The following is a 24,224-nucleotide window of genomic DNA, read 5'->3' as shown; positions in this document are numbered from 1 at the left end:
TCGGCTGATACCGGTATGGGGGTAACAGAATGATCCGACAGTCGCCACTTCTCCTGGCAAGCGTCGTCCTTATCGGCTGCGCCGCGGAAGGTCCTGCGCGCCCTGCAACCACGGCCACCGCTGCGCCGACGGCGCAAGTGCAGACCGGCCCCGCCGCATTCGTCGGCCGCTGGACCGGATACTGGGGGGGAAATGCCGAAAGCACGCTGATCGTGGAGAGCATCAGCCCCGCTGGCGAAGCAGTCGGCAGCTACCAGTTCATGCAAACGCCCCCATCGCGCTTCCAAGCTCCGATAGAGGGCAACGCGTTCGGCTTCGGCAGCACATTTCGCTTCACCTTCCGCCTCCTGCCAGATGGTCGCATGAGTGGGGAACGAAGGAGGCCGGACGGCCTGGTCGACACCATCCGCCTCTCCCGCATTTGAGGCGGCGCTATCAGCCCCGGTCGCGCATCAGCCTGGCCTTGTCGCGCGACCAGTCCCGTTCCGCGATGGCGGCGCGCTTGTCGTGCTTTTTCTTGCCCTCGCCCACGCCGAGCAGGATTTTCGCGACGCCCCGTTCATTGAACTGGATGGCGAGCGGCACGAGGGAAATGCCGTCGCGGGCGATGCTCGCGGCCAACTCCTTCACCTGCTTGCGGTGCAGCAGAAGCTTGCGCGGGCGGCGCGGCTCGAAGGTGGCGACGTGGCTGCCGGCCTGCCATTCGGGGATGTAGCAGTTGAACAGCCACATCTCCCCGTCCCGCTCCCCGGCCCAGGCCTCGGTCAGCGTGGCGCGGCCGGCGCGCAGCGACTTCACCTCGGGGCCGACCAGCATCACGCCGGCCTCAATCTCCTCGCCGATCTTGTAGTCGTAGCGGGCCTTGCGGTTCTGGGCGGCGATGCCGTGGCTGATCAGCGCGCTCTTCTTCTTGGGTTCCGCCATCAGTTGAGCAGCCCGGCCCCCGTCATGGCAGCGCGCACGCGGGCCTGCGTCGCCTCCGCCACGGGGGCCATCGGCAGGCGGCAGTGATCGGTGCCGTGGCCGAGCAGGCTGGCGGCGAGCTTCACGGGGCCGGGCGAGGTCTCGCAGAACATCGCATCATGCACCGGGGTCAGCCGCGCCTGGATCGCCATGGCGTCCTTGATGCGGCCCTCCGCCCAGGCGTCGTGCATCTGCCGGCACAGGCGGGGCGCGATATTGGCGGTGACGCTGATGCAGCCATGCCCGCCGGCCGCCAGGAAGGCGAGCGCCGTGTGGTCCTCGCCCGAAAGCTGGCAGAAATCCTCACCGATGGCGGCGGTGGTGTGCAGCGGGCGGGTCAGGTTGGCGGTCGCGTCCTTCACGCCGACGATGTTCGGGTGCTTCGCCAGCCGCGCCATCGTCTCCACCGACATGTCCACCACGCTGCGCGGCGGAATGTTGTAGATGATGATGGGCAGTTCCACCGCATCGGCGATCGCCATGAAGTGGCGGTACAGCCCTTCCTGCGTCGGCTTGTTGTAGTAGGGCGTCACCACCAGCGCGGCATCGGCCCCCGCCGCCTTGGCGTGGCGCGTAAGATCCACGGCCTCGGACGTGCTGTTGGAGCCGGTGCCGGCGATCACCGGCACGCGGCCGGCGGCGGCGGCGACGCAGAGATCGACCACCTCATGATGCTCGGCATGGCTCAGCGTCGGGCTTTCGCCGGTGGTGCCGACCGGGATCAGCCCTTGCGTGCCTTCCGCGATCTGCCAGGCGACAAAATTGGAAAAAGCCTTGGCGTCCAGGGACCCATCGGCGTGCATGGGCGTGATCAACGCGACGAGCGATCCCCTGAACATGTTTTTCCTGCCGTGCCAAGCTGATGAAGGGGAAGGAGAGTAGTGGCCGGCCCGCCCTGCGACAAGGGCGCCAGACCCGCCGCAATTTAGGCTACACTCACCCCATGCGACGCACCCCCTTGATCCTAATGCTCCTCGCCCTTGCCACGCCGGTCGCGGCGCAGCCCTGGGCGGACGATTCGACCCGGGCCGCCGGCCGCCAGGCGCTGGAGGCGCTGCGGCAGAACCGCTTCCTGGAAGCCGACAGCCTCTCGCTCGCCGCCGATCCGGTGGTGCGCAAGCTGGTGGTCTGGGGCCGCGTGCAGAATCGCAATGGCGGCGCCGGCGCGGCGGAGATCGTGCGCTGGCTGGATGCCAGCCCGGATTGGCCGCTGCCCAACACCGTTGCAATCCGTGCCGAGGAGGCACTGGTCGGCGATGCGGATGATGCGCTGGCGCTGCGGCAATTCGCCCGCAACCCCGCCGCCACCCTGCCCGGCGTGCTGCGCCATGCCGATGCGCTGATCCGCGCCGGGCGCACCGCGGAGGCCCAGGCGGCGCTGCGCGCGGGCTGGCGGGATGCGGATGGCGATGGCTTTGCGGAACAGGAACTCCTCGCCCGCTACGCCGCGCAGCTGACCACGGATGATCACTGGCGCCGCGCCGACCGGCTATTCTGGGCAAACCAGGCCGGCCCCGCGGCGCGCGTGCTGCCGATGCTGGACGCCGCCCGCCGCGCCACGCTGGAGGCGCGTCTTTCAGCCCGCGCCGGCACCTTCGCCGGCACGGCGCAAGAGATTGGCGTGGCGCATGAACTGGCCCGCATCGCGCGCCGCGCCGATCGCGACGCCGAGGCCGCCGCCATCTGGCACGCCGCCGAGCCTCTCCAGCGCGATCTCCCGTCCGAGGCGCAGCGCGCCATCTGGGTGGAACGCCAGGTGCTGTCGCGCAAGATCCTGCGGCTGGGCGACCCGGCCACCGCCTATCGACTGGCGGCCAATCATGGCCAGACCGATGACGGGTTGCCGCGGCAGGAGGGGGAGTTCCTCGCCGGCTTCATCGCGCTGCGGATGCTGAACCAGCCCGCTCAGGCGCTCGGGCACTTCGCCCGCGTCGGCGAGGGCAGCCTCAGCGTCATCACCCGCGCCCGCAGCGCCTATTGGCAGGGGGCGGCGCTGGCAACCCTCGGCCGCACCGCGCAGGCGCAGGCACAATGGCGGGAGGCGGCGACGCTGCCCGTCACCTTCTACGGCCAGCTTGCCAGCCTCGCTTTGGGCGAAAGCCCGGCGCAGCTTTCGGCGCGCATCGGCGCCATCCCCTCCCCGGCGCCGGGCCAGGACCAGGCCTCCGGCTTCCTGGGGCGGGAGCTGGTGCGGGCGGTGGCGGCGCTGTCCGATCTCGGCCAATCCGACCGGGCGCGGATGTTCCTGCTGCGGATGGAGGAGCTGGCGGCCAATCCGGGCGACCATTGGCTGATCGCGCGCCTCGGCGTGGCCATCGGCCGGCCGGACCATGCGGTCTGGATCGCCCGCCGCGCCGGGGCGGATGGGGTGATCCTGCTCGAGGATGGCTGGCCCACCCCCTACCCCACCCCCACCGATGGCGCGGAGCCGGCGCTGGTGAATGCCATCACGCGACAGGAGAGCAATTTCGACCTCTCCGCGGTTTCATCCGCCAATGCGCGCGGGCCGATGCAGTTGCTGCCGGCGACGGCCGCCGGCGTCGCGCGGCGGCTGGGCGTGCCGCATAGCACGGGCATGCTGACCACCGATGCGGCGCACAACCTGCGGCTCGGCAGCGCCTTCATCGACCAGATGCTGAACCGCTTCGGCGGCGCGATGCCGCTGGCCGCCGCCGCCTACAATGCCGGACCGGGCCGGGTGGACCAGTGGCTGGCCACCTATGGCGACCCGCGCGCGCCGGACGGACCGCATGTGCTCGACTGGATCGAGCAGATTCCCTTCAGCGAAACCCGCAACTATGTGCAGCGGGTGATCGAGAATGTCGTGGTCTATCGCGCCCGCACCGCCACCACCGGCGACCTGCCGCACCCCCTCGCCGCGCTGATGGCGGGCCGCCGATGACCAGCCAAACGGTGAGCCGAGTCTTTGTCACGGCGCGGGATGGCTTGAAGCTGGCCGCGCTGGACCATGCGGGACCGGAGGGGCGCACGCCGATCCTGTGCCTGCCCGGCCTGACCCGCACGGCGGAGGATTTTGACGCGCTCGCGGATCGCCATGCGCGCAAGCGGCGGGTGCTGGCGCTGGACCATGCCGGGCATGGCGAGAGCGGCCGGGCCGATGCCGTCAGCCGCTACGGCATCGAGCACAGTCTGCGCGACGTGCTGGATTGCATGGCGGCGCTGCATTGCCACCGCGCCGTGGTGGTCGGCACCAGCTATGGCGGCATTCTGGCCATGATTCTGGGCGTCCTGCGGCCCACTGCGCTGGCCGGCGTGGTGCTGAACGATGTCGGGCCCGTGCTGGAGCCGGTGGGCCTGGACCATGTGCAGAATTTCGTCGGCCGCGACCCGGCGCTGCCCTCGATGGAAGAAGCCGTCGCGCATCTGAAAACCACGCTGCCGCCGATGGTGATGGATGAGGCCGCCTGGCAGCGCTTCACCGCCGGCACCTTTCGGGCGGGGCCGGATGGCGCCTGGCATCCGCGCTGGGACATCCGCATTGCCCAGGCGATGCAGGGGGGCGGCGCCATGCCTGAACTCTGGCCCGCCTTCGGCGCGCTGGCGCATGCGCCGCTGATGCTGCTGCGCGGCGCGCTGTCCGCGCTGCTGTCGGAAGACACCGCGATCCGCATGGCCGATGCGCGGCACGACATGCGCTTCGTCGAGATCGCCGGCACCGGCCACTGCCCGACGCTGGAGGAGCCGGAGGCGGTGGCGGCGCTGGACGCCTTCCTCGATCGCATCCCATGACGCCGGCCCTGCTGGTGGCAACGCTCGGCGGGGTTGGCCGGCTGCGGCCGGGGCCCGGCACCTGGGGCTCGGCCATCGTGCTGCCGGCGCTGTGGCTCGGCCCCTGGGCCTGCCTCGGCCTGGCGGCGCTGTGCCTGGTGGCGGGCTGGTGGGCGGCAGGCGAGGTGCTGCACGACGGCGCCGAGGACCCCGGCTGGTTCGTGGCGGATGAGGGCGCGGGGATGCTGTTGGCGCTGGCCGCGCTGCCCGCGGCCACCCTGCCCGGCGCGCTGGCGGCCTTCGCGCTGTTCCGGCTGCTGGACATTGCGAAGCCTTGGCCGATTTCCTGGTTCGACCGCCAGCCCGGCGCCTTCGGCGTGATGCTGGATGATGTGGTCGCGGGTGCCATCGCCGGCGCTGCGCTGCTGGCATTTTTCCACTTCTTTCCGGGAGGGCTTTCGTGATGCTGCCCGCCGATACACTCGACGATGCGCAACGCCTGCTGTCGGAGCTGCAAGCGCGCAAGCTCACCCTCGCCACTGGCGAATCCTGCACCGGCGGGCTGATCGCCGCGGCGCTGACAGCCGTCGCCGGGTCCTCCGCCACGGTGCTGGCCGGCTACGTCACCTATTCGAATGAGGCCAAGACCCGCATGCTCGGCGTGCCCGCCCCGATGATCGAGGCGATGGGCGCGGTGAGCGAGCCGGTGGCGCGGCAGATGGCCGAAGGCGCCGCGCGCGATTCCGGCGCGGACATCGCCGTCTCCTGCACCGGCATCGCCGGCCCCGCAGGCGGCAGCACGGCCAAGCCTGTGGGGCTGGTACATTTGGCCTGCGCGCTGCGGGGGTCGCCGACGCTCGCCGAGCACCACATCTTTCCCGGCGATCGCACCGCCATCCGGGCCGCCACCGTCACCGCCGCCTTCGCCCTGATCCGCCGCGCCCTGGAGCACCACGCATGAGCCTGACCGACCAGCTTCTTTCCACCCTGGATGCGGACCGCGACGCCGCGGTGGCACGCCTGGTGGAGTGGCTCCGCATCCCTTCCGTCAGCGCCCAGCCGGACCATGCGGCGGATTGCGTGCGCGCCGCCGAATGGGTGCGCGACCAACTTCTGGAACTCGGCTTCACGGCCAGCTTGCGGCAGACGCCGAAGCACCCGGTGGTGGTCGCGCATCACCCCGGCCCCGCCGGCGGCGCCAAGCGCCACCTGCTGTATTACGGCCATTACGACGTGCAGCCGCCGGACCCGCTGGAGCTGTGGACCAGCCCACCCTTCGAGCCGGTGCTGGTGCATGGCCCGAACGGCCAGCGCGTGGTCGCCCGCGGCGCGGTGGACGACAAGGGTCAGGTGCTGATGTGGATCGAGGCGCTGCGCGCTTGGCAGAAGGTGGCCGGCGGCCCGCCCTGCGCCATCACCGCGGTGATCGAGGGCGAGGAAGAAATCGGCTCCCCCAATCTCGCCCCCTTCATGGCGGCGAATGCGGCGGAGCTGAAGGCCGACGTCGCCATCATCAGCGATACCGGCATGTGGGACATCGACACGCCGGCGCTGTCCACCCGCCTGCGCGGCATGTGTTTCGTGCAGCTCGACATCAAGGCGGCCAGCCGGGACCTGCATTCGGGCATGTATGGCGGCAGCGCGCTGAACCCGAACAACCTGATCACGAAGATCCTCGGCGACCTGCACGACGCGAATGGCCGCGTGCAGCTTCCCGGCTTCTATGACGGCGTGCCGGAGCTTTCGCCCGAACTGCGCGCGCAGTGGCAGGCGCTGGGCTTTTCCGAGCACGATTTCCTCGGCGCCATCGGTCTTTCGGTCCCGGTGGGGGAGAAGGATCGCGGCGCGCTGGAACGCCTGTGGGCGCGGCCGACGGCGGATATCAACGGCATCTGGGGTGGCTATATCGGCGCCGGCAGCAAGACGGTCATTCCCAGCGAGGCGCACGCCAAGATCACCTTCCGGCTCGTCCCCGGCCAGCACCACGAGAAGGTTTTTGCGGCGTTCCAGGAATTCGTGCGGGCGCGGCTTCCCGCCGACGCCACCGCCACCTTCCAGGGCGGCGGCGCCAGCCCGGGAATCGAGGTGCCGGCGGACAGCGACTTCGTGAAGGCCGCCCAGGCGGCGCTGGCTGATGAATACGGCCGCCCAGCCGCCATGATCGGCTGCGGCGGGTCCATTCCCATCGTCTCCTCGATGAAGGAGGTGCTGGGGCTGGATACCGTGCTGATGGGCTTCGGCCTGGAGGACGACCAGGTTCACAGCCCGAACGAGAAGTTCGACCTGCGCTGCTTCCACCAGGGCGCGCGCAGCCATGCGCGGCTGCTGGCGAAGCTGGGCTGAAGCTGGGGCAGGTTTGGGACGGCGGCGCGGTCCGCGCCGCCGCCTGGATCAGCCGCGGGCGAGCGCCCCGCGGATCGCCGTCAGCGCCTCCTCGATCATCGGCGCCGTCACATCCAGGTGCGTGCAGGCGCGCAGGCGCCCGCCGAGCAGGGACAGCGCCACACCTTCCATCCGCAGGCGCTTCACCAGATCGGCCGCCGCCACGCCGGTGCCGGGGATGGTGAAGAAGACCAGGTTGGTGTCGGGGTCCTGCACCTCCACGCCTTCCATCTGCGCCAGGCCGCGGGCCAGCGCCTTGGCATTGGCATGGTCCTCCGCCAGGCGGTCGATGTTGTGGTCCAGCGCATAGAGGCAGCCCGCGGCGCAGACGCCTGCCTGCCGCATCGCGCCGCCCAGCCGCTGCTTCCAGCGCCAGGCCTCGTCGATGAAGTCGCGCGAGCCGCAGAGCACGGCACCCAGCGGCGCACCCAGTCCCTTGGTGAAATCCAGCCAGACGCTGTCATAGCCCGCCACCATCTCGGCCGGCGCAATGCCGGCGGCGACGCAGGCATTCATCAGCCGCGCGCCGTCCATATGGGTGGACAGGCCGGCGCCGTGGGCGATCTCCGCGATCTCCGCCAGCACGGTGTGGTCCCAGACGGCGCCGCCGCCGGTATTCGCCGTCTGCTCCACCTCCACCAGGCGCTGCGTCGGCGTGTGGCGGGATTTGCCGCGCAGCGCGCCGCGCAACTGGTCCGGCGTGTACATGCCGCGCGGACCCTTCAGCGGGTAGATCTGGACGCTGCCGAGCGCCGCATGGGCGCCGCCCTCGCTGGTCAGGATATGCGCCGTCTCATGCGCGATGATCTCCTCCCCCGGGCGGCAATGCACCAGGGTGGAGGCGACGTTGCACATGGTGCCGGTCGGCATGAAAACCGCCGCCTCCTTGCCCATCAGCGCCGCCATGCGGTCGCACAAAGCGTGCACGGTGGGGTCGTCGCCATGCTGCTCGTCGCCGACCTCGGCGCGCATCATCGCCTCCAGCATCGCCGCGCTGGGCTTGGTCTGGGTGTCCGAATACAGGTTGATGCGGACGGGTGGCGCGCCCTCGGGCGGGCGTTCGGGGGCATGGACCATCAGGCTAGGGCTCCGGCTTGTGCCGGCGCACTCCGCTATGCCGGGCGGGCGACGTCAAGCCGGTGGCGCTGATGCCAGCTTTAAGTTCTTTGCGCGCGGCAGGATGGTATGCAGGATGCGTGGCATGATGCGCATGGGCTTGTTCGCATTCTGGCTGCTGCTGCTGGCCGCGTGTGGAACGGCGCCGCCTGGCCCGGCCACCGTCATCGCCTTCCGCATAACGCCGGCTGATCGTGCGACGCCTGTCTCCCACATCCTGCCCGGACCGCATCGCCCGGCGCCAGGCTACTGGCCGCCGGATCCCTCAATCCTGGATGGCGCCAGCCGGTTCCTGCTGGAATCGCGCAATGACGGGCGCGTTGATGCGGCGCCAGCATTGGCCGATCCGCCCCTGGACCCCGCGGCCTATCTGGAGCCTCGGCACATTGCCTTTCTGACCGCCGTTACCCATTGCCTGGGCCTCTCGGACACCCCCCTGGCGCGGCTTCGCCCATATTATCTTTTCAGCCGCTTCGCGGCGATTTCGCCCGCGCAACTGACGCAGGGGGCCTGCGTCCAGCCGATGGGCGTCGCAAGGCGAGCGATGCCGGCACGCGCAGCCACCTCACCACCCAGGCTGCCGATGCCACCACCCGGAATTGGTGGCGATCGATGGCTGGCCGCCGAAGCCCGCAGGCGGAACATTTCCCTGGACGGGGTCGAGACGCATACCGAGGCCATGGCGATCATCGCGCGAACGCCGGACCGGATCTGGTATGGCGTCTGGCGGCAGACCCTGGACGTCCTGGCCGACCAGGCCGCCGCGGAACGCGAAACCCTGCTGCGGCGCAGCCGCGAGGATGCCTCCGCCAACCATGATTTTGAACGGCTTCGCGCGGCAGCCCTGGCAAGTCTCGCGGCCGACCCGGCAGACCGCATCATTCTGGGCCGGTACTTCATCGATGAGCGCAACGCGTTGATGGCCGCGCGCCTGCTGCCGGTCCTGCAGCGACAGAGCGTGGTCGTTGCACTCGGCTCGACCCATGTCGCCGGCCCCACCGGCGTGCCCGAATTGCTGCGCCAGGCCGGGCTGCGGGTGGAACGGGTGCGGATTCCCGCCTATGGCGCAGGTGCTGCGGCACGCCGGTAGAAAGCAACCCGCGGCGTGAAGCCGGCTGGGTCTGGCCCTACCTGCCCACCGGCCGGCAGGCCGTAGGGCGTCGCTCAGGCGGAGGGTGCGGGCGTCGCGGCCGCGGGCGGCGGCGATGCGCGGCGGTACAGGATGGTGGCGCGGCGCTCAAACGACCGCACCATCAGCCGCACCGCCTCATTGAACACGGTGCCGATCACGGCCTGCAACAGACGCGACTTGAATTCGAAATCGACGAAGAAATCGACCTCGGTCCCGTTGGCGACGGGCCGGAAGCGCCAGTGGTTGTTCAGATAGCGGAAGGGACCGGTCAGGTAGCGCACATGCACATGATGCGGCCGCTCCAGCGTCACATGGCTGCGGAAGGTCTCGCGGAACATCTTGAAGCCGATGGTGAGGTCAGCGACCAGTTCGCTTTCGGTGCGGGAGACGATGCGCGCGCCAACGCACCAGGGCAGGAATTCGGGATAGCGGCGCACATCCGCCACCATGTCGAACAACTGTTCATCCGTGTAGGGCAGCACGCGCTTTTCGGCATGGGTGGGCATCAGGCGGCCTTCAGCTTCGCGATCCGCGCATCCCGCAGCGCCGCGAAGTCACGATCGGCATGATAGGAAGACCGGGTCAGGGGCGTGGCGGACACCAGCAGGAAGCCCTTGCCGCGCGCCGCCTGGGCATAGTCGGCGAATTCATCCGGCGTGACGAAGCGATCCACCGCGGCGTGCTTCACGGAAGGCTGGAGGTACTGGCCGATGGTGAGGAAATCGACCTCCGCGCTGCGCAGATCATCCATCACCTGCAGCACCTCGATCCGTTTCTCGCCGAGGCCGACCATGATGCCGGATTTGGTGAAGATGGTCGGGTCGCGCTGCTTCACCCGGTCCAGCAGCCGCAGCGAATGGTAGTAGCGCGCGCCGGGGCGGATGGAGGGGTACAACGCCGGCACGGTTTCCAGATTGTGGTTGAACACATCCGGCCGCGCATCGATCACCACCTCCAGCGCGCCATCCTTGCGGAGGAAGTCGGGCGTCAGGATCTCGATGGTGGTCTCGGGTGCTGCGGCGCGGAGGGCGCGGATGGTCTGGGCGAAATGCTCCGCGCCCCCGTCGGCCAGGTCGTCCCGGTCCACGGAGGTGATCACCACATGGCGCAGGCCGAGTTTTTGCACCGCATCGGCGACCCGGCGCGGCTCATCCGTATCCAGCGCCTTGGGCATGCCGGTGATGACGTTGCAGAAGCTGCACGCGCGCGTGCAGGTGTCACCCATGATCATCATGGTGGCGTGGCGCTGCGACCAGCATTCCCCGATATTCGGGCAGGCCGCTTCCTCACACACCGTGACCAGGCCATTTGCGCGCATCAGCGCCTGGGTCTCCCGATAGACCGGGCTGGTGGGCGCCTTCACCCGGATCCAGTCAGGCTTGCGCTGGATCGGGTTGTCGGGGCGTTTGGCCTTCTCAGGGTGCCGTTCGGCGCCCGTCCGGGCGTGATTGATCTCGACGCGTGTGATCATGGCATGGATATAGCGACGCGCAGCCGATCCGACGAGGGCTTCATGGCTTTACCGCGCGAAGGCTGAGCGCCAAAGGCAGCCAGGGCCGATCTGGCCACGTCCACATCCCTTCCGCATCCTGCACACTGCCTTCGAATTGTTTCCAGACCATGCGCGGGTGTTCGTGCAGCCAGTCCAGCCGAAGGCCGGCACGCCGCAGCGCGCCGAGGATCTCCGCCAGGCTGTGCGGGAACTCGATGGTCTGGCGGTTGGTCAACGCGGCCTCAGTGTCCATGTAGTCGGTCGGGTTGTCGAAGGCGACCGGGCCGGGCTCGAAATAGGGATAACGCCAGCCGGGAAAGCCTGGAACGGCGAGGCCCGTATCATCGAAGACCCAGGCGACGGGGTGCATGTCGGCGAAATAGAAGGCGCCGCCGGGACGGAGCGCGAAGGCAATGGCGGCCGCCCAGGCATCGAGGTCCGGCAGCCAGGTGATGGTGCCCCAACTGGTGAACACCAGGTCGAATGCACCCCTCTCCTCCGGGATCGCGGCGGGCGTTTCCAGCACATTCGCCAGCACGAAGCGCAGATTGGTCAGGCCGCATTCCGTGGCGAGGCTGCGCGCCGCCTGCAGCGCCGGCGGGCTGAAATCCAGCCCCACCACCCGCGCTGCGCCGCGCTGCGCCAGCGCGATGCTGTCGTCGCCGAGATGGCATTGCAGATGCAGGATGTTCAGCCCGGCGACATCGCCAATCTCGGCCGCCACAATCGCATCCAGCCGCCCAAGTCCCGCCCGCACACGCGACAGGTCGTAGCCGCGCGGGCCAAGATGAACGCCGGTACGTTCATCCCAATTGGCCTGGTTCAGGCGGCGCCAATCAGATGTGGATGACGCGGCCATAGGCGTCCAGCACCGATTCATGCATCGTCTCAGACACTGTCGGGTGCGGGAAGACCGTGTGCATCAGCTCGGCCTCGGTCGATTCGAGGGTGCGGGCGATGCCGTAGCCCTGGATCATCTCGGTGACCTCCGGGCCGACCATGTGGGCGCCGAGCAATTCGCCGGTCTTGGCGTCGAACACGGTCTTCACCAGGCCCTCCGGCTCACCCATGGCGATGGCCTTGCCGTTGCCGATGAAGGGGAAGCGGCCAACGCGGACCTCGTGGCCGAGCTCCTTTGCGCGCTTCTCCGTCAGGCCGACGCTGGCGACCTGCGGGCGGCAATAGGTGCAGCCGGGGATATTCAGCACGTCCATCGGGTGCGGGTGCTTACCGGCGATGGCCTCGACGCAGATCACGGCTTCATGGCTCGCCTTATGGGCCAGCCAGGGGGCGCCGGTGAGGTCGCCAATGGCATAGACGCCCGGCTCGCCGGTATTGCCGAAGGCGTCGGTGACGATGTGGGTGCGCTCCACCTTCACCTTCGTGCCTTCGAGGCCGAGGTCTTCCACATTGCCCACGATGCCGACGGCAGAGATCATGCGGTCTGCGGTAATCTCCTGCACCTTGCCGTTCGCCTCGACGATGGCGGTGATGCTGTCCGCGCCCTTGCGCACGCCCTGCACGCGGGCGCCGGTGATGATCTGCATCTTCTGCTTGGTGAAGGCCTTGTGGACGAAGGCGGAGATTTCCTCGTCCTCCACCGGCAGGATGCGGTCCATCACCTCGATCAATGTGACCTCGGCGCCCATGTTCAGGTAGAAGCTGGCGAATTCGGAGCCGATGGCGCCGCTGCCCATGACGATGAGCTTTTTCGGCAGCGCCGCGGGCGTCATCGCCTCCCGGTAGGACCAGATCAGCTTGCCGTCCGGCTCCATGCCCGGCAGCATGCGCGCGCGCGCGCCGGTGGCCAGCAGGATGTGCTTGGCCGAAAGCTCCGCAACGGGCTTGCCGTCCTTCGACACCGAAACCTTGCCCGGACCGGCGAGCTTCGCGTGGCCGTCAAAGACGGTAATCTTGTTCTTCTTCATCAGGTGCTTCACGCCACCCGAGAGCTGCCCGGCGACCTGCCGGCTGCGCTTTACCACCTTGGCGAAGTCGAAACGGATGTTGTCCGCCGCGAAGCCATAGGCATCGAGGCTGTGCAGCAGATGGTTGATCTCGCTGGCGCGCAGCAGCGCCTTGGTCGGGATGCAGCCCCAGTTGAGGCAGATGCCGCCCAGATTCTCCCGCTCCACCAGCGCGACCTTCATGCCGAGCTGGCTGGCGCGGATGGCGCCGACATAGCCACCGGGGCCGCCGCCGACGACGACGAGATCGAAAGTCTCGGCCATTTCAGAATTCTCCTGCGAGGGCGCGCAGCGCGTCGCCCGAGAGGCGCCGTGAGCGCCATTCATCGCGGCTTTCCGAGCCGATGCGGTCATAGAAGCGGATGGAGGGGGCGTTCCAATCGAGCACCTGCCATTCCATCCGCGTGCAGTTCTCCGCCACCGCGCGCTGCGCCAGGTGCCGGAAGAAGGCCATGCCGACGCCGAGGCCGCGGTGTTCCGGCTCGACATAGATGTCTTCGAGATAGATGCCCGGCCGGCCGGTGAAGGTGGAGAAATTGTAGAACCAGATCGCCTGGCCAACGGCGCGGCCATCACGCTCGGCCAGGGTGCAGAACACGCGCGGGTTGGCGCCGAACAGGGCCTCGCGGAAATCGGCCTCGGTGCCGACCGCCTCGTGCAGCAGCTTCTCGTACTCGGCGAGGTCGCGGACCAGGCGGAGGATTTCCGGCAGATCCGCCTCGGTCGCGTCGCGCAGGGTGAAGTCCGTCACGTCACACCCCCACCCCGACCAGCCCATGGCGTCGCGGCAGTGCCGCGACCCCCCGCGAGCGGGGGACGGACTACAGCTCCCTCCCCCGCATTTGCGGGGGAGGGTCGGGGTGGGGGCCGGCGCATCATCACAGCATCAAGCTCAACGGCTCCTCGACGATCTTCTTGAACGCCGCGATCCACTCCGCCGCCAGCGCGCCATCCACCACGCGGTGATCGACGGACAGGGTGCAGGTCATCACCGTCGCGATCGCCAGCGCGCCATCCTTCACCACCGGCCGCTGCTCCCCGGCGGAGACCGCCAGGATGCCGGCCTGCGGCGGGTTGATGATGGCGGCGAAGTCGCGCACGCCATACATGCCCATGTTGGAGATGGAGAAGCCGCCGCCCTGGAACTCCTCAGGCTTCAGCTTGCCGGATTTGGCCCGCGCCGCGAGGTCCTTCATCTGCGCGCTGATGGAGGCAAGCCCTGTCTGGTCGGCCTTGCGGATGATCGGCGTGATCAGACCGTCCGGAATGCTGACGGCGATCGAGATATCGACGTCGTGGTACTGAAGGATCGCATCCTCGGTCCAGGTCGCATTGACCTGCGGCAGACGCCGCAACGTCACGGCGGCAGCCTTGATGACCAGGTCATTCACCGAAAGCTTGAAGGCGCCCGGCCCATCCTTCGGGGACGTCGCATTCAACTGCGAGCGCAGCTTCAGCAGCGCGTCGATCTCGATATCCATCGAGACATAGAAATGCGGCACCTGCTGCTTCGATTCCGACAGGCGGCGCGCAATCACCTTGCGGATGCTGCTGTTCGGCACCGCGGTGTGCGGCGCCGTGATGGCCGGCGCAGGCGCCGCCTTCGGCGCAGGTGCGGCGGCAGGTGCCGGGGCCGATACGGGCGCCGGTGCTGCCTCGGCCTTCGTGGCGACCTGCGGCTTGGCCAGCGCGGCCTCCACATCGGTCTTCACGATGCGGCCATTCGGCCCGGTGCCGCTGATGCCAGCCAGGTCCAGCCCGGCCTGCGCCGCCATGCGGCGGGCGAGCGGCGAGGCGATGGTGCGGTCGCCCGATTCCACCGTTTTCGGCGCTTCCGCCTTCGGAGCCGCGGCCGGCTCGGTCTTCGGAGTCTCCGGCGCAGGCGCCGGCTTGGCGGCTTCGGCCTTCGGAGCCTCCGCCTTCGGCGCCGGCGCGGCCTGAGCCTCTGGCGCACCTTGCGGCGCGACGCTCTCGCCCGGCTCCACCAGCACGGCGATCGGGTCGTTGACCTTCACGCCGGCAGTGCCGCCCTGCACCAGGATTTTGCCCAGCACGCCCTCATCCACGGCTTCCACTTCCATGGTCGCCTTGTCGGTCTCGATCTCGGCGATGATGTCGCCGGCCTTGACCGTGTCGCCTTCGTTCTTCAGCCAGCGCGCCAGCGTGCCCTCGGTCATGGTGGGGGACAGCGCCGGCATCAGGATGTTCGTGGCCATGAGCTGTCCCCCTTACTTGTAGGTCACGCGCTTGGCGGCATCGACCACCTGTTCCAGCCGCGGAAGGGCCAGCTTCTCCAGATTCGCGGCATAGGGCATCGGAATGTCCAGCCCATGCACGCGCACCGGCGGCGCATCCAGATCGTCGAAGCAGTTCTCAAGGATCTGCATCGCGACCTCCGCGCCGATGCCGGCATAGGGCCAGCCCTCCTCGAGCGTGACCAGCCGGTTGGTCTTCTTCACCGACCTCACCACCGTCTCGATGTCGAGAGGCCGCAGCGTGCGCAGGTTGATAACCTCCGCGCTGATGCCCTGGGCGGCCAGTTCCTCGGCTGCCTGCATCGCCATGCCGACCATGATGGAGAAGGCCACCAGGGTCACATCCGTGCCCTCGCGCTCCACCTTCGCCTTGCCGATCGGCAGGATGAAATCCTCATCCGTCGGGCAATCGAAGGTCTGGCCGTAGAGGATCTCGTTCTCGAGGAAGATGATCGGGTTCGGATCGCGGATCGCGGCCCGCAGCAGCCCCTTGGCATCCGCCGCCGACCACGGCGCCAGCACCTTCAGGCCCGGCAGATGCGCGTACCAAGACGCGTAGCACTGGCTGTGCTGCGCTGCGACGCGGCTCGCCGCGCCATTCGGCCCGCGGAAGACGATCGGGCAGCCGAGCTGGCCGCCCGACATGTACAGCGTCTTCGCCGCCGAATTCACAATGTGGTCGATCGCCTGCATCGAGAAGTTGAAGGTCATGAACTCGACGATCGGCTTCAGCCCCGTCATCGCCGCACCGACCGCCATGCCGGTGAAGCCGTGTTCGGTGATCGGCATGTCGATCACGCGCTTCGGGCCGAACTCGTCCAGCAGGCCCTGGCTGATCTTGTAGGCGCCCTGGTACTGGCCGACTTCCTCACCGAGCAGAAACACATCCTTGTCGGCGCGCATCTCGGCAGCCATCGCGTCGCGCAGCGCTTCCCGCACCGTCATCGGCTTGGTGGCGCCCCAATCCTTCTCTGGCGCGGCCGCGGCCTGGGCCGGCACCGGCGTGGCTGCGGGCTTCGCCGTCTCCATCTTTTCGGCGGTCGGGGGCTCTGCCTTCGGGGCCTCCGGCGCAGCGGCCTTTGGCGCTTCCGCCGCGCCGTCATCGAGCTCCGCGATCGGCGTGTTCACCGCGACGCCATCCGTGCCTTCCGGCACCAGGATCTTCGTCAGCGTGCCCTCATCCACGGCTTCCACTTCCATGGTCGCCTTGTCGGTCTCGATCTCGGCGATCACGTCGCCGGCCTTCACCGCATCGCCCTCCGCCTTGAGCCAGCGGACCAGCTTGCCCTCCGTCATGGTGGGGCTGAGGGCGGGCATCAGAATCTGCGTCATCTCAGCGGGACTCCACCAGGACGTCCGTCCACAATTCGCTCTCATCCGGCTCCGGCGAGGTCTGCGCGAATTCGGCGCTGTCCTGCACGATGGCCTTCACCTCGTCATCGATCACCTTCAGCGACGCCTCGCTGGTCTCGAAGACCTCCAGCAGCATCTTGCGCGCGGTCTCGATGCAGTCGTTCTGCTCGCGCATCTTCTGCACCTCCTCCCGCGTCCGGTACTTGGCCGGGTCGGACATGGAGTGGCCACGGTAGCGGTAGGTCTTCATCTCCAGCAGGTATGGGCCGTTGCCTGCGCGGCAATGCGCCACCGCGCGTTCGCCGGCCTCCTTTACCGCGACCACATCCATGCCGTTCACCTGCTCACCCGGGATGCCCCACGGCGAGCCGTTCTTCGACAGGTCGCGGGACGCGCTGGCGCGTTCCACGCTGGTGCCCATGCCATACTTGTTGTTCTCGATGACGAAGATGCAGGGCAGCTTGAACAGCGCCGCCAGGTTCAGGCTCTCGAACACCTGGCCCTGGTTCGAGGCCCCTTCGCCGAAATAGGCCACCGACACCGAATCATCGCCGCGATACCAGTTGGCGAATGCCAGCCCGGCGCCGAGGGCTACCTGCGCGCCGACAATCCCGTGGCCGCCATAGAAGCCCTTCTCGCGGGAGAACATGTGCATGCTCCCGCCCTTGCCCTTGGAATAGCCGCCGATCCGGCCGGTCAGCTCCGCCATCACGCCGCGAGCCTCCATGCCGGTGGCCAGCATATGGCCATGGTCGCGGTAGGAGGTGATGACCTGGTCGCCCGGCTTCAGGCAGATCTGCATGCCGACCACCACGGCTTCCTGGCCGATATACAGGTGGCAGAAGCCGCCAATCAGGCCCATGCCATACAACTGGCCGGCTTTTTCCTCGAACCGACGGATCAGCAGCATGTCGCGATAGGCGCGGGTCAGCTCATCCTTCGTGATGGCGGGCTGATTGGCCCCCTGGTTCCCCCCTCGGGAGGCCCCCTTGCCGCGGGCTGCGCGGGCGGCGGTTTCGGCCATGCGGTATCCTCCTCAGGGCTTCTCTTTCCCCGCAAATACGCGTGCTGCCGGGGCTGTGCAAGCTTGGTGTGGTTCGGAAAAACATTGATTGTGCAATGCAATAAGCGAATTAACCGAGTTGCGGTTAACCCGGTTTTGGGGCGGATTTCGTCATTGCGGCGCAACCACCGGATGGTTGCGAAATCGTGCCCAGGGCACGCCTCCGCCGCAAGATCCGGAAGCGTCGCATGCCCCGCCCGCACACCCTGCCCTTCGCCTTTGCCGCCCTGCATGCTGCGGATCAACTGGCGCTCGCCGCCCTGCCTCTGGTCGCGACGCTGCTGCTCGGCGCCGGTCCCGGCCTGACCGGCGCGCTTGTCGCGGCCCAGGGGGCGGCCTGGCTGCTGGTGGCGCTGCCCGCCGGCGTGCTGGCGGACCGGCTGGACCGGAGGCGCCTGCTCGCCGGTGGCGGGATGGTTGCGGCGGCCGGCTTCGCCCTGGCCCTGGCCCTCAGCGGGCGGCCATTGCTGCTGGGGCTGGCGGCCTTCCTCGGTGCGAGCGGCGTGGTGGCCGCGGCGCTTTCAGCCTTCGCGCTGCTGCCGAGCCTGGTGCCACGCCCCGGCCTTCCGGCGGCCAATGCGAGGCTCGAACTGGGCCGCGCTTTGGCTACGCTGGCCGCGGCGCCGCTGGCCGGACTGGTCGCCGTGCAGGGCGTGCCGCAGGCGGGGCTTGGGCTGGCGGCGCTGGCAGGGCTGGCGGCGGCGGCCCTGGCCTGGGGCCTGCCGGCCCTGCCGCCGCCCTCCCGCGCCGCGCAGCCCCGCCTGGTGGCCGCAGTGGCGAAGGGGGCGCGCTTCGTTCGCCACCAGCCCCTGCTGCGCGCCATCGCCCTGGCGGCGATCGCCTGGAATGCCGGTTTCTTGGCGCTGATGGCCGTGGCCGTGCCGCTGGCGCTCGGCGCGTTGCGGCTGGATGCGGCGGCAACCGGCCTGGCGCTCGGCGCCTATGGCGCGGGGCTGGTGGCCGGCGCACTGGCCGCGCCCGCTGCCAGCCGGGTCCTGCCGCTGGGCCGGGTGCTGCTGTCGGGGCCGGGCCTGTCGGTGCTCGGGATTGCCGCACTGGCGCTGGCACCTGGCTTCGCCACGCTCGCGGCTTGCATGGCGCTGCTCGGATTCGGGCCGATGCTGTGGCAGGTGGCGCAGACCAGCCTGCGCCAATCCGTCACGCCGGCCGGGCTGCTCGGGCGGGTGGGCGCGGTGATGCAGGTGGCGGTGTTCGGAGTGCGGCCACTGGGTGCGCTGGCCGGCGCCGCGATGGCCGCCTGGGCCGGCCCACCGGCCGCACTGTGGCTGGCCGCCGCCGGATTCGCGCTATCGTTTCTGGCGGTCGCGGCCAGCCCGCTGGCGGCGCTCGGGCGCTGCCGGATCAGAACAGCCGCTGGCCCGGCTCGTAGGGCACCACGATCTCGTTCTTGTCGACCATGTTGAGCAATTGCCGCGCCCGTTCATCCAACTGGTCGCGGTCCAGCCGGTCGCCGCGCAGCCCGGCCACGCGGCGCTCCACCGCCTCAAGCTCCTGCTGCACCTGGGCCAGTTCCTGCCGCGCGTCCTGAAGCCGTTCCTGGCGGATATCGCGCGCGACGAGCCCCCTTTCACCATGCACCGCGTGCCAGATGAAATAGCCAGTGGCCACCAGGAACAGCACCGGCAGCACCGCCGCGCGCAGTTTGCGCGAAATCCAGGCGCCGAAACCGCCCCGCCTTTGTGGCGGCATATACATGTCAGACACGCGCAGAGGCCCCCCGCCGATGCCCGCATAGAAGAAGGGCGCGCCCCGCCTGTCCAGCGGAAACGCGCCCTCTCAATACGTTAAGGACCGAAGCGTGGGTTTCGTGCCACGCCCGGCCCGCAAGTCTCAGCGCCGCAGCACGCTGCGCCCGGCATAGCGCGCGGCGGCGCCAAGCTCCTGCTCGATGCGGATCAGCTGGTTGTACTTGGCCGTGCGGTCGGAACGGGACAGGGACCCGGTCTTGATCTGCCCGCAATTGGTGGCAACCGCGAGGTCGGCGATGGTGCTGTCCTCCGTCTCGCCGGAGCGGTGGCTCATCACCGCCTTGAAGCCAGCGCGATGCGCGGTCTCCACCGCTTCCAGCGTCTCGGTCAGCGTGCCGATCTGGTTCACCTTCACCAGGATGGCGTTGGCGGTGCTGGTCTCGATTCCCCGGCGCAGGCGTTCGGTGTTGGTGACGAACAGATCATCGCCCACCAGGTTGATCTTGCCGCCGAGCCGGTCGGTCAACAGCTTCCAGCCCTCCCAGTCATCCTCGGACATGCCGTCCTCGATGGAGACGATGGGGAATTTCTTCGTCAGCGCCTCCAGGTAGTCCACCATCTGGCCGGAATCGAAGGTCTTGCCCTCGCCTTCCATCACATAGCGGCCATCCTTGAAGAATTCGGTCGAAGCCGCATCTAGGGCAAAGAGGATATCCTCGCCCACCCGGTGCCCGGCCTTCTCGCAGGCCTTGGTGATGAAGCCGAGCGCTTCCTCCGCGCTGCCGATATTCGGCGCGAACCCGCCCTCGTCGCCCACATTGGTGTTGTGGCCGGCGTCGTGCAGCGCCTGCTTCAACTGGGCGAAGACCTCGGAGCCGATCCGCACCGCATCCGCCACCGTCCCGGCGGCGACCGGCATGATCATGAATTCCTGGATGTCGATCGGGTTGTCGGCGTGCTGGCCGCCATTGATGATGTTCATCATCGGCACCGGCAGGGTGCGGGCGAAGACGCCGCCTACATAGCGGTACAGCGGCATGTCGAGGTTGACCGCCGCGGCCTTCGCGGTGGCCAGCGACACGGCGAGAATGGCGTTCGCGCCGAGGCGCGACTTGTTCGGCGTGCCATCCAGCTCAATCATCGTTTCGTCGATCTTGACCTGGTCGGTGGCGTCCATGCCGCCGATCGCGTCGAAGATCTCGCCTTCCACATGGCTGCAGGCGCGGCGCACGCCCTTGCCGCCATAGCGGGACTTGTCGCCGTCGCGCAGCTCCACCGCCTCATGCGCGCCGGTCGAGGCGCCGGAGGGGACGATGGCGCGGCCGATGGCGCCGGTGTCCAGAACCACCTCCGCCTCCACCGTCGGGTTACCCCGGCTGTCGAGGACCTCACGGGCGATAATGTCGGCGATGGCGGCCATGTTCTGTGCTCCGGGCGGATGCGATGCGCCGCGCTTAAAGCGTGCAGGCCCGCCCGGCAAGACAGGCTCAGCGCGGCTTGCGCGTGTCCCATACGGCGGAGAAGCCGCGTTTCAGCGGAAGCCCCTGCCGATCGCAGGGCTCGACCCGGCCGCAGGGCACGGCGACGGCCCGGGTCAGCACCGAATCCTTGGCACGGCTATAGCCCGCGAGCTTCAGATCGAGCGCGCCGCAGGGATGCACCCGCGTCACCAGCCCCCAATCGCCGGGCTGCGCGGTCTCCACCGCGCCACCCTCGCCACGGGTCAATCGGACCAGATCGCCCGGCTCAAAGAGGTAACTGTCGATGCCGCCGGTTCCGGTGAGGGTTCGCATGGGCACACTGCACCACAAACTGCTCACCGAAAGGTTAGGACCGGTCGGCGCGCCCCACTTCCCGGGCGTCCGCCGTGGGTTAGCTTCTGCGGCGTCCGCCGCGGGTCAGCTTCTGCGGAGTCCGCCGCAGATCAGCTTTTGCGGCGTCCGCCGCCCAGCAGCAGCGTGGCCCCCAGCCCGATGGTGAGGGAGACCGGCACGGCGAGCGATCCGAACAGGTAGCCAACCACCACCGTCACCCCCAGGGTGATGGCCATGCCGATGCCGAAGCGTTGCAGACGCGCCTTCTCATCCATGGTCTAGACCAGCCTTGCCTGGCGCACGGCGGCGCCGATGAAGCCCTTGAACAGCGGATGCGGCTCGAAGGGCTTGGATTTCAGTTCCGGGTGAAACTGCACGCCAATGAACCAGGGGTGGTCCGGCACTTCCACGATTTCGGGCAGCGTGCCGTCCGGAGACATGCCGGCGAAGCGCAGGCCGACGCCTTCCAGCCGGTCGCGATAGGTGACGTTCACCTCGAAGCGATGACGGTGGCGCTCACTGATCTCGGCCGCGCCGTTATACACATCCCGCACCAGCGACCCCTCGGCCAGCTTCGCGACGTAGGAGCCCAGCCGCATCGTGCCGCCAAGGTCGCCCCCGGCCGTCCGCGTTTCCACCAGGTTGCCGCGGGTCCATTCGGTCAGCAGGCCAACCACCGGCTCCGCACAGGTGCCGAATTCCGTGGAGGAGGCGCCCTTGAGGCCGAGCAGGTTCCGCGCCGCCTCGATCACCGCCATCTGCATGCCGAAGCAGATGCCGAAGAACGGAATCTTGCGCTCGCGGGCGAAGCGCACCGCCTCGATCTTGCCGCTCGAGCCGCGTTCGCCGAAGCCGCCCGGCACCAGGATGCCGTGCACGCCTTCCAGGCGCTTCACCGCTTCCTCATCCCCGGCCTCGAAGACTTGGCTGTCCACCCAGGTCAGCTTGACCTTCACGTTATTGGCGATGCCGCCATGGGTCAGCGCCTCGGCCAGGGATTTATAGCTGTCCAGCAAATTCGTGTACTTGCCGACCACCGCGATCGAGACTTCGCCTTCCGGCGCGCGGATCGACTGGACGATCTTCTCCCAGCGCCGCATGTCCGGCTCACCGTAGAAGGACAGGTTGAAGTGCCGCAGCACTTCGCGGTCCAAACCCTCCGCGTGGTAGCTGATCGGCACGGAATAGATGCTGTCGGCGTCATAGGCCGGGATCACCGATTCCGGGCGGACATTGCAGAACAGCGCGATCTTGCGCCGCTCATTCTCCGGAATCTGGCGGTCGCAGCGGCAGAGCAGGATCTGCGGCTGGATGCCGACGCCGAGCAGTTCCTTGACGCTGTGCTGCGTCGGCTTGGTCTTCAGCTCCCCGGCGGAGGGGATGTAGGGCACCAGCGTCAGGTGGATGAACAGGCTGCGCGTCGGGCCGAGCTCATTCGCCAACTGGCGGATCGCTTCCAGGAAGGGCAGCGACTCGATGTCGCCCACGGTGCCGCCGACCTCGACCAGGACGAAGTCGTAGCCATCCGTCTCCGCCTGGATCACGTCCTTGATCTTGTCGGTGATGTGCGGAATGACCTGGACGGTCCCGCCCAGATAGTCGCCGCGGCGTTCGGCCGCGATCACGTCCGAGTAGATCCGGCCCGTGGTCCAATTGTCGAGCTTGGAGGCGGCAACCCCGGTGAAGCGCTCGTAATGGCCGAGGTCGAGGTCGGTTTCCGCCCCGTCATCGGTCACGAAGACCTCGCCATGCTGATAGGGCGACATCGTGCCCGGATCGACATTGAGGTAGGGGTCGAGCTTCCTGAGGCGCACCTTGTAGCCGCGCGCCTGCAGCAGCGCACCCAGCGATGCCGCTGCGATGCCCTTGCCGAGGGAAGAGACCACGCCGCCGGTGACGAATACGAACCGCGTCATGGACGCCCCTCATAGCGAAGCCGGACGGGCATGGGAACCCGTCCGGCGCGGTGGATGCGATTGTAGCAAGGCAAGCCCCCCAAGCCGGGGGGCGCTCATCTTAGTTGTTCGGCACCGTCGGCACCGCGGGAACGGCGGGTGCGGTAAGGGGCGGAACCGGCATATCCAGGATCGACCGGCTCGGCGCCTGGCCCTTGCCCAGCATGGCAAGCACAAGGGCGAGTGCCATGAAGATGGTGCCCAGCACCGCCGTGGTCCGCGTCAGCAGATTGGCGGTACCGCGACCGGACATGAATCCGCCCATGCCCTGGGTGGTACCGATGCCCAGGCCGCCACCCTCGCTGCGTTGCACGAGAATGACCCCGATCAGCGCCAGGGTGACGAGCAGGAAGAGGACGAGGAGGAGGTTGGTCATGGCGCGCGCTTTCTAGCGGGTCTGTCACAAGAAGGCCAGCGCGCCGGCCGCCTCATCGCGCCGCCACCAAGTATCACTTCGCCCCGGCGGCCACGTCTCACGCCGCCCCGGCGGCGATGGCCAGGAAATCCGCCGCCACCAGGCTGGCCCCGCCGACCAGCCCGCCATCGACATTTGGAAGCGCCAGGATGGCCTTGGCGTTGCCGGGCTTCATGGAGCCGCCATAGAGAATATGTGTGCCCTGCCCCGCCTGGCCGAAACGCGCCACCAGCGTTTCGCGGATGGTCGCGTGGATGGCAGCGATGTCGGCCTCGGTGGGCGTGCGGCCGGTGCCGATGGCCCAGACCGGCTCGTAAGCCACGATTCCAGCGAAATCATCCGGCAGCGACTCGGCCAATTGCCCGCGGACCACGGACTCCGCCTCGCCGGCCAAGCGCTGTGCCTCCGTCTCCCCGACGCAGGCCACGGGGATCAGCCCTGCCGCCAGCGCCGCCTGCACCTTGGCGCGCACCACCGCATCCGTCTCCCGGTGGTCGGCGCGGCGTTCGGAGTGGCCCAGGATGACATGGGTGGCGCCGGCATCGCGCAGCATGGGGGCAGAGACGTCGCCGGTATGCGCGCCCTTGGTCGCCGCATGGCAATCCTGCGCGCCGACGGAGACCGGCCCGCCCGCGAGCAAGGCTGCCAGGGACGGCACATGCAGGAAGGGCGGGCAGACCAGCAGGTCGGCGGGCAACCCGGTGGCGCCGGTGCGCACCGCCTCAGCCAGCGCCCCGGCCTCCCGCAGCGTGCCGTGCATCTTCCAATTGCCTGCGATCAGGGGGCGGATGCCAGGGGTCACGTGCGTCTCCATTCCGGGTACCGGTTCGCGTAGCAACGCCGCACCGGGCTGGCAACCGGCCGCATTTCCGGCTACCG

26 protein-coding genes are annotated in these 24,224 nt (G+C 68.7%); 8 read left to right on the top strand and 18 right to left on the bottom strand.

The features are described from left to right. The first annotated feature begins 29 nt into the window (after nucleotides 1–29). Nucleotides 30–425: a hypothetical protein gene (locus ACFHNC_RS07960; RefSeq protein ID WP_437168686.1), complete on the top strand. Its 396-nt coding sequence runs from the start codon at nucleotides 30–32 to the stop codon at nucleotides 423–425. A 10-nt stretch (nucleotides 426–435) separates the two neighbouring features. On the opposite strand, the gene smpB is transcribed toward ACFHNC_RS07960, so the two are convergent. Then, complete coding sequence (smpB, locus tag ACFHNC_RS07955; protein WP_437168685.1) at nucleotides 436–924, bottom strand: SsrA-binding protein SmpB; 489 nt, start codon at nucleotides 922–924, stop codon at nucleotides 436–438. After that, a complete protein-coding gene (gene dapA / locus ACFHNC_RS07950) occupies nucleotides 924–1,802 on the bottom strand; it encodes a 4-hydroxy-tetrahydrodipicolinate synthase (RefSeq protein ID WP_437168684.1) in 879 nt (292 codons plus the stop codon). The genes smpB and dapA overlap by 1 nt, the downstream gene beginning before the upstream one ends. 104 nt (nucleotides 1,803–1,906) lie before the next feature. Between dapA and ACFHNC_RS07945 the strand changes: the two genes are divergently transcribed. The 5 genes from ACFHNC_RS07945 to ACFHNC_RS07925 are packed head-to-tail and all read left to right on the top strand — an operon-like array spanning nucleotide 1,907 to nucleotide 7,035. Further along, nucleotides 1,907–3,865 carry a transglycosylase SLT domain-containing protein gene (locus ACFHNC_RS07945; protein ID WP_437168683.1) on the top strand — a complete coding sequence of 653 codons (1,959 nt, stop codon included), beginning with the start codon at nucleotides 1,907–1,909 and terminating at the stop codon, nucleotides 3,863–3,865. Continuing rightward, nucleotides 3,862–4,713 (top strand): alpha/beta fold hydrolase, encoded by an 852-nt coding sequence (locus ACFHNC_RS07940; RefSeq protein ID WP_437168682.1) that lies wholly within the window; start codon nucleotides 3,862–3,864, stop codon nucleotides 4,711–4,713. Before ACFHNC_RS07945 ends, ACFHNC_RS07940 begins: the two co-directional genes overlap by 4 nt. Next, the gene (locus ACFHNC_RS07935) at nucleotides 4,710–5,156 is read left to right on the top strand and encodes a phosphatidylglycerophosphatase A family protein (protein ID WP_437168681.1); all 447 of its coding nucleotides are present in this window, start codon (nucleotides 4,710–4,712) and stop codon (nucleotides 5,154–5,156) included. The genes ACFHNC_RS07940 and ACFHNC_RS07935 overlap by 4 nt, the downstream gene beginning before the upstream one ends. Continuing rightward, the gene (locus ACFHNC_RS07930) at nucleotides 5,156–5,653 is read left to right on the top strand and encodes a CinA family protein (protein WP_437168680.1); all 498 of its coding nucleotides are present in this window, start codon (nucleotides 5,156–5,158) and stop codon (nucleotides 5,651–5,653) included. The genes ACFHNC_RS07935 and ACFHNC_RS07930 overlap by 1 nt, the downstream gene beginning before the upstream one ends. Then, the gene (locus ACFHNC_RS07925) at nucleotides 5,650–7,035 is read left to right on the top strand and encodes a dipeptidase (protein WP_437168679.1); all 1,386 of its coding nucleotides are present in this window, start codon (nucleotides 5,650–5,652) and stop codon (nucleotides 7,033–7,035) included. The genes ACFHNC_RS07930 and ACFHNC_RS07925 overlap by 4 nt, the downstream gene beginning before the upstream one ends. 48 nt (nucleotides 7,036–7,083) lie before the next feature. On the opposite strand, the gene ACFHNC_RS07920 is transcribed toward ACFHNC_RS07925, so the two are convergent. Next, complete coding sequence (locus ACFHNC_RS07920) at nucleotides 7,084–8,151, bottom strand: threonine aldolase family protein (RefSeq protein WP_437168678.1); 1,068 nt, start codon at nucleotides 8,149–8,151, stop codon at nucleotides 7,084–7,086. Between the two features lie 124 nt (nucleotides 8,152–8,275). Between ACFHNC_RS07920 and ACFHNC_RS07915 the strand changes: the two genes are divergently transcribed. Further along, nucleotides 8,276–9,280 (top strand): TraB/GumN family protein, encoded by a 1,005-nt coding sequence (locus ACFHNC_RS07915; protein WP_437168677.1) that lies wholly within the window; start codon nucleotides 8,276–8,278, stop codon nucleotides 9,278–9,280. A 74-nt stretch (nucleotides 9,281–9,354) separates the two neighbouring features. Here ACFHNC_RS07915 and ACFHNC_RS07910 read toward each other — a convergent pair whose 3' ends face one another. The 8 genes from ACFHNC_RS07910 to pdhA form a co-directional block, all read right to left on the bottom strand. Next, complete coding sequence (locus ACFHNC_RS07910; protein ID WP_437168676.1) at nucleotides 9,355–9,828, bottom strand: type II toxin-antitoxin system RatA family toxin; 474 nt, start codon at nucleotides 9,826–9,828, stop codon at nucleotides 9,355–9,357. After that, the gene (lipA, locus tag ACFHNC_RS07905; protein ID WP_437168675.1) at nucleotides 9,828–10,793 is read right to left on the bottom strand and encodes a lipoyl synthase; all 966 of its coding nucleotides are present in this window, start codon (nucleotides 10,791–10,793) and stop codon (nucleotides 9,828–9,830) included. The genes ACFHNC_RS07910 and lipA overlap by 1 nt, the downstream gene beginning before the upstream one ends. A 40-nt stretch (nucleotides 10,794–10,833) precedes the next feature. Then, nucleotides 10,834–11,673 carry a class I SAM-dependent methyltransferase gene (locus tag ACFHNC_RS07900; RefSeq protein WP_437168674.1) on the bottom strand — a complete coding sequence of 280 codons (840 nt, stop codon included), beginning with the start codon at nucleotides 11,671–11,673 and terminating at the stop codon, nucleotides 10,834–10,836. Next, nucleotides 11,651–13,045 carry a dihydrolipoyl dehydrogenase gene (gene lpdA / locus ACFHNC_RS07895; protein ID WP_437168673.1) on the bottom strand — a complete coding sequence of 465 codons (1,395 nt, stop codon included), beginning with the start codon at nucleotides 13,043–13,045 and terminating at the stop codon, nucleotides 11,651–11,653. The genes ACFHNC_RS07900 and lpdA overlap by 23 nt, the downstream gene beginning before the upstream one ends. 1 nt (nucleotide 13,046) lies before the next feature. Continuing rightward, nucleotides 13,047–13,532, bottom strand: coding sequence for an N-acetyltransferase family protein (locus ACFHNC_RS07890; RefSeq protein ID WP_437168672.1), 486 nt, complete (start codon nucleotides 13,530–13,532; stop codon nucleotides 13,047–13,049). Between the two features lie 127 nt (nucleotides 13,533–13,659). Then, a complete protein-coding gene (locus ACFHNC_RS07885) occupies nucleotides 13,660–14,997 on the bottom strand; it encodes a pyruvate dehydrogenase complex dihydrolipoamide acetyltransferase (protein ID WP_437168671.1) in 1,338 nt (445 codons plus the stop codon). Between the two features lie 12 nt (nucleotides 14,998–15,009). Further along, a complete protein-coding gene (locus ACFHNC_RS07880) occupies nucleotides 15,010–16,368 on the bottom strand; it encodes a pyruvate dehydrogenase complex E1 component subunit beta (protein ID WP_437168670.1) in 1,359 nt (452 codons plus the stop codon). Between the two features lies 1 nt (nucleotide 16,369). Continuing rightward, a complete protein-coding gene (gene pdhA / locus ACFHNC_RS07875) occupies nucleotides 16,370–17,335 on the bottom strand; it encodes a pyruvate dehydrogenase (acetyl-transferring) E1 component subunit alpha (RefSeq protein ID WP_437168716.1) in 966 nt (321 codons plus the stop codon). 305 nt (nucleotides 17,336–17,640) lie between these two features. Here pdhA and ACFHNC_RS07870 point away from each other — a divergent pair, with 305 nt between their 5' ends. After that, on the top strand, nucleotides 17,641–18,876 hold the full coding sequence (locus tag ACFHNC_RS07870; protein WP_437168669.1) for an MFS transporter: 1,236 nt from the start codon (nucleotides 17,641–17,643) through the stop codon (nucleotides 18,874–18,876). Here the strand turns inward: ACFHNC_RS07870 and ACFHNC_RS07865 are convergent. The 7 genes from ACFHNC_RS07865 to tpiA form a co-directional block, all read right to left on the bottom strand. Then, nucleotides 18,815–19,168 (bottom strand): FtsB family cell division protein, encoded by a 354-nt coding sequence (locus tag ACFHNC_RS07865; RefSeq protein WP_437168715.1) that lies wholly within the window; start codon nucleotides 19,166–19,168, stop codon nucleotides 18,815–18,817. The genes ACFHNC_RS07870 and ACFHNC_RS07865 overlap by 62 nt on opposite strands. 135 nt (nucleotides 19,169–19,303) lie before the next feature. Next, nucleotides 19,304–20,581, bottom strand: a complete 1,278-nt coding sequence (gene eno, locus ACFHNC_RS07860) for a phosphopyruvate hydratase (RefSeq protein ID WP_437168668.1) — start codon at nucleotides 20,579–20,581, stop codon at nucleotides 19,304–19,306. A gap of 67 nt (nucleotides 20,582–20,648) precedes the next feature. Further along, nucleotides 20,649–20,954, bottom strand: coding sequence for a hypothetical protein (locus ACFHNC_RS07855; RefSeq protein ID WP_437168667.1), 306 nt, complete (start codon nucleotides 20,952–20,954; stop codon nucleotides 20,649–20,651). A gap of 131 nt (nucleotides 20,955–21,085) precedes the next feature. Beyond that, complete coding sequence (locus ACFHNC_RS07850; protein ID WP_437168666.1) at nucleotides 21,086–21,250, bottom strand: hypothetical protein; 165 nt, start codon at nucleotides 21,248–21,250, stop codon at nucleotides 21,086–21,088. A 3-nt stretch (nucleotides 21,251–21,253) separates the two neighbouring features. Next, the gene (locus ACFHNC_RS07845; RefSeq protein WP_437168665.1) at nucleotides 21,254–22,891 is read right to left on the bottom strand and encodes a CTP synthase; all 1,638 of its coding nucleotides are present in this window, start codon (nucleotides 22,889–22,891) and stop codon (nucleotides 21,254–21,256) included. Between the two features lie 100 nt (nucleotides 22,892–22,991). After that, nucleotides 22,992–23,306, bottom strand: coding sequence for a preprotein translocase subunit SecG (gene secG / locus ACFHNC_RS07840; protein WP_437168664.1), 315 nt, complete (start codon nucleotides 23,304–23,306; stop codon nucleotides 22,992–22,994). Between the two features lie 97 nt (nucleotides 23,307–23,403). Then, entirely contained in the window at nucleotides 23,404–24,135 is a 732-nt protein-coding gene (gene tpiA / locus ACFHNC_RS07835; RefSeq protein WP_437168714.1) for a triose-phosphate isomerase, read from the bottom strand. Nucleotides 24,136–24,224 lie beyond the last annotated feature (89 nt).

The organism is Falsiroseomonas sp. E2-1-a4 (genome assembly GCF_051433165.1).
Lineage (GTDB): Bacteria > Pseudomonadota > Alphaproteobacteria > Acetobacterales > Acetobacteraceae > Falsiroseomonas.
This window is presented reverse-complemented; position numbering and strand designations above follow the sequence as displayed.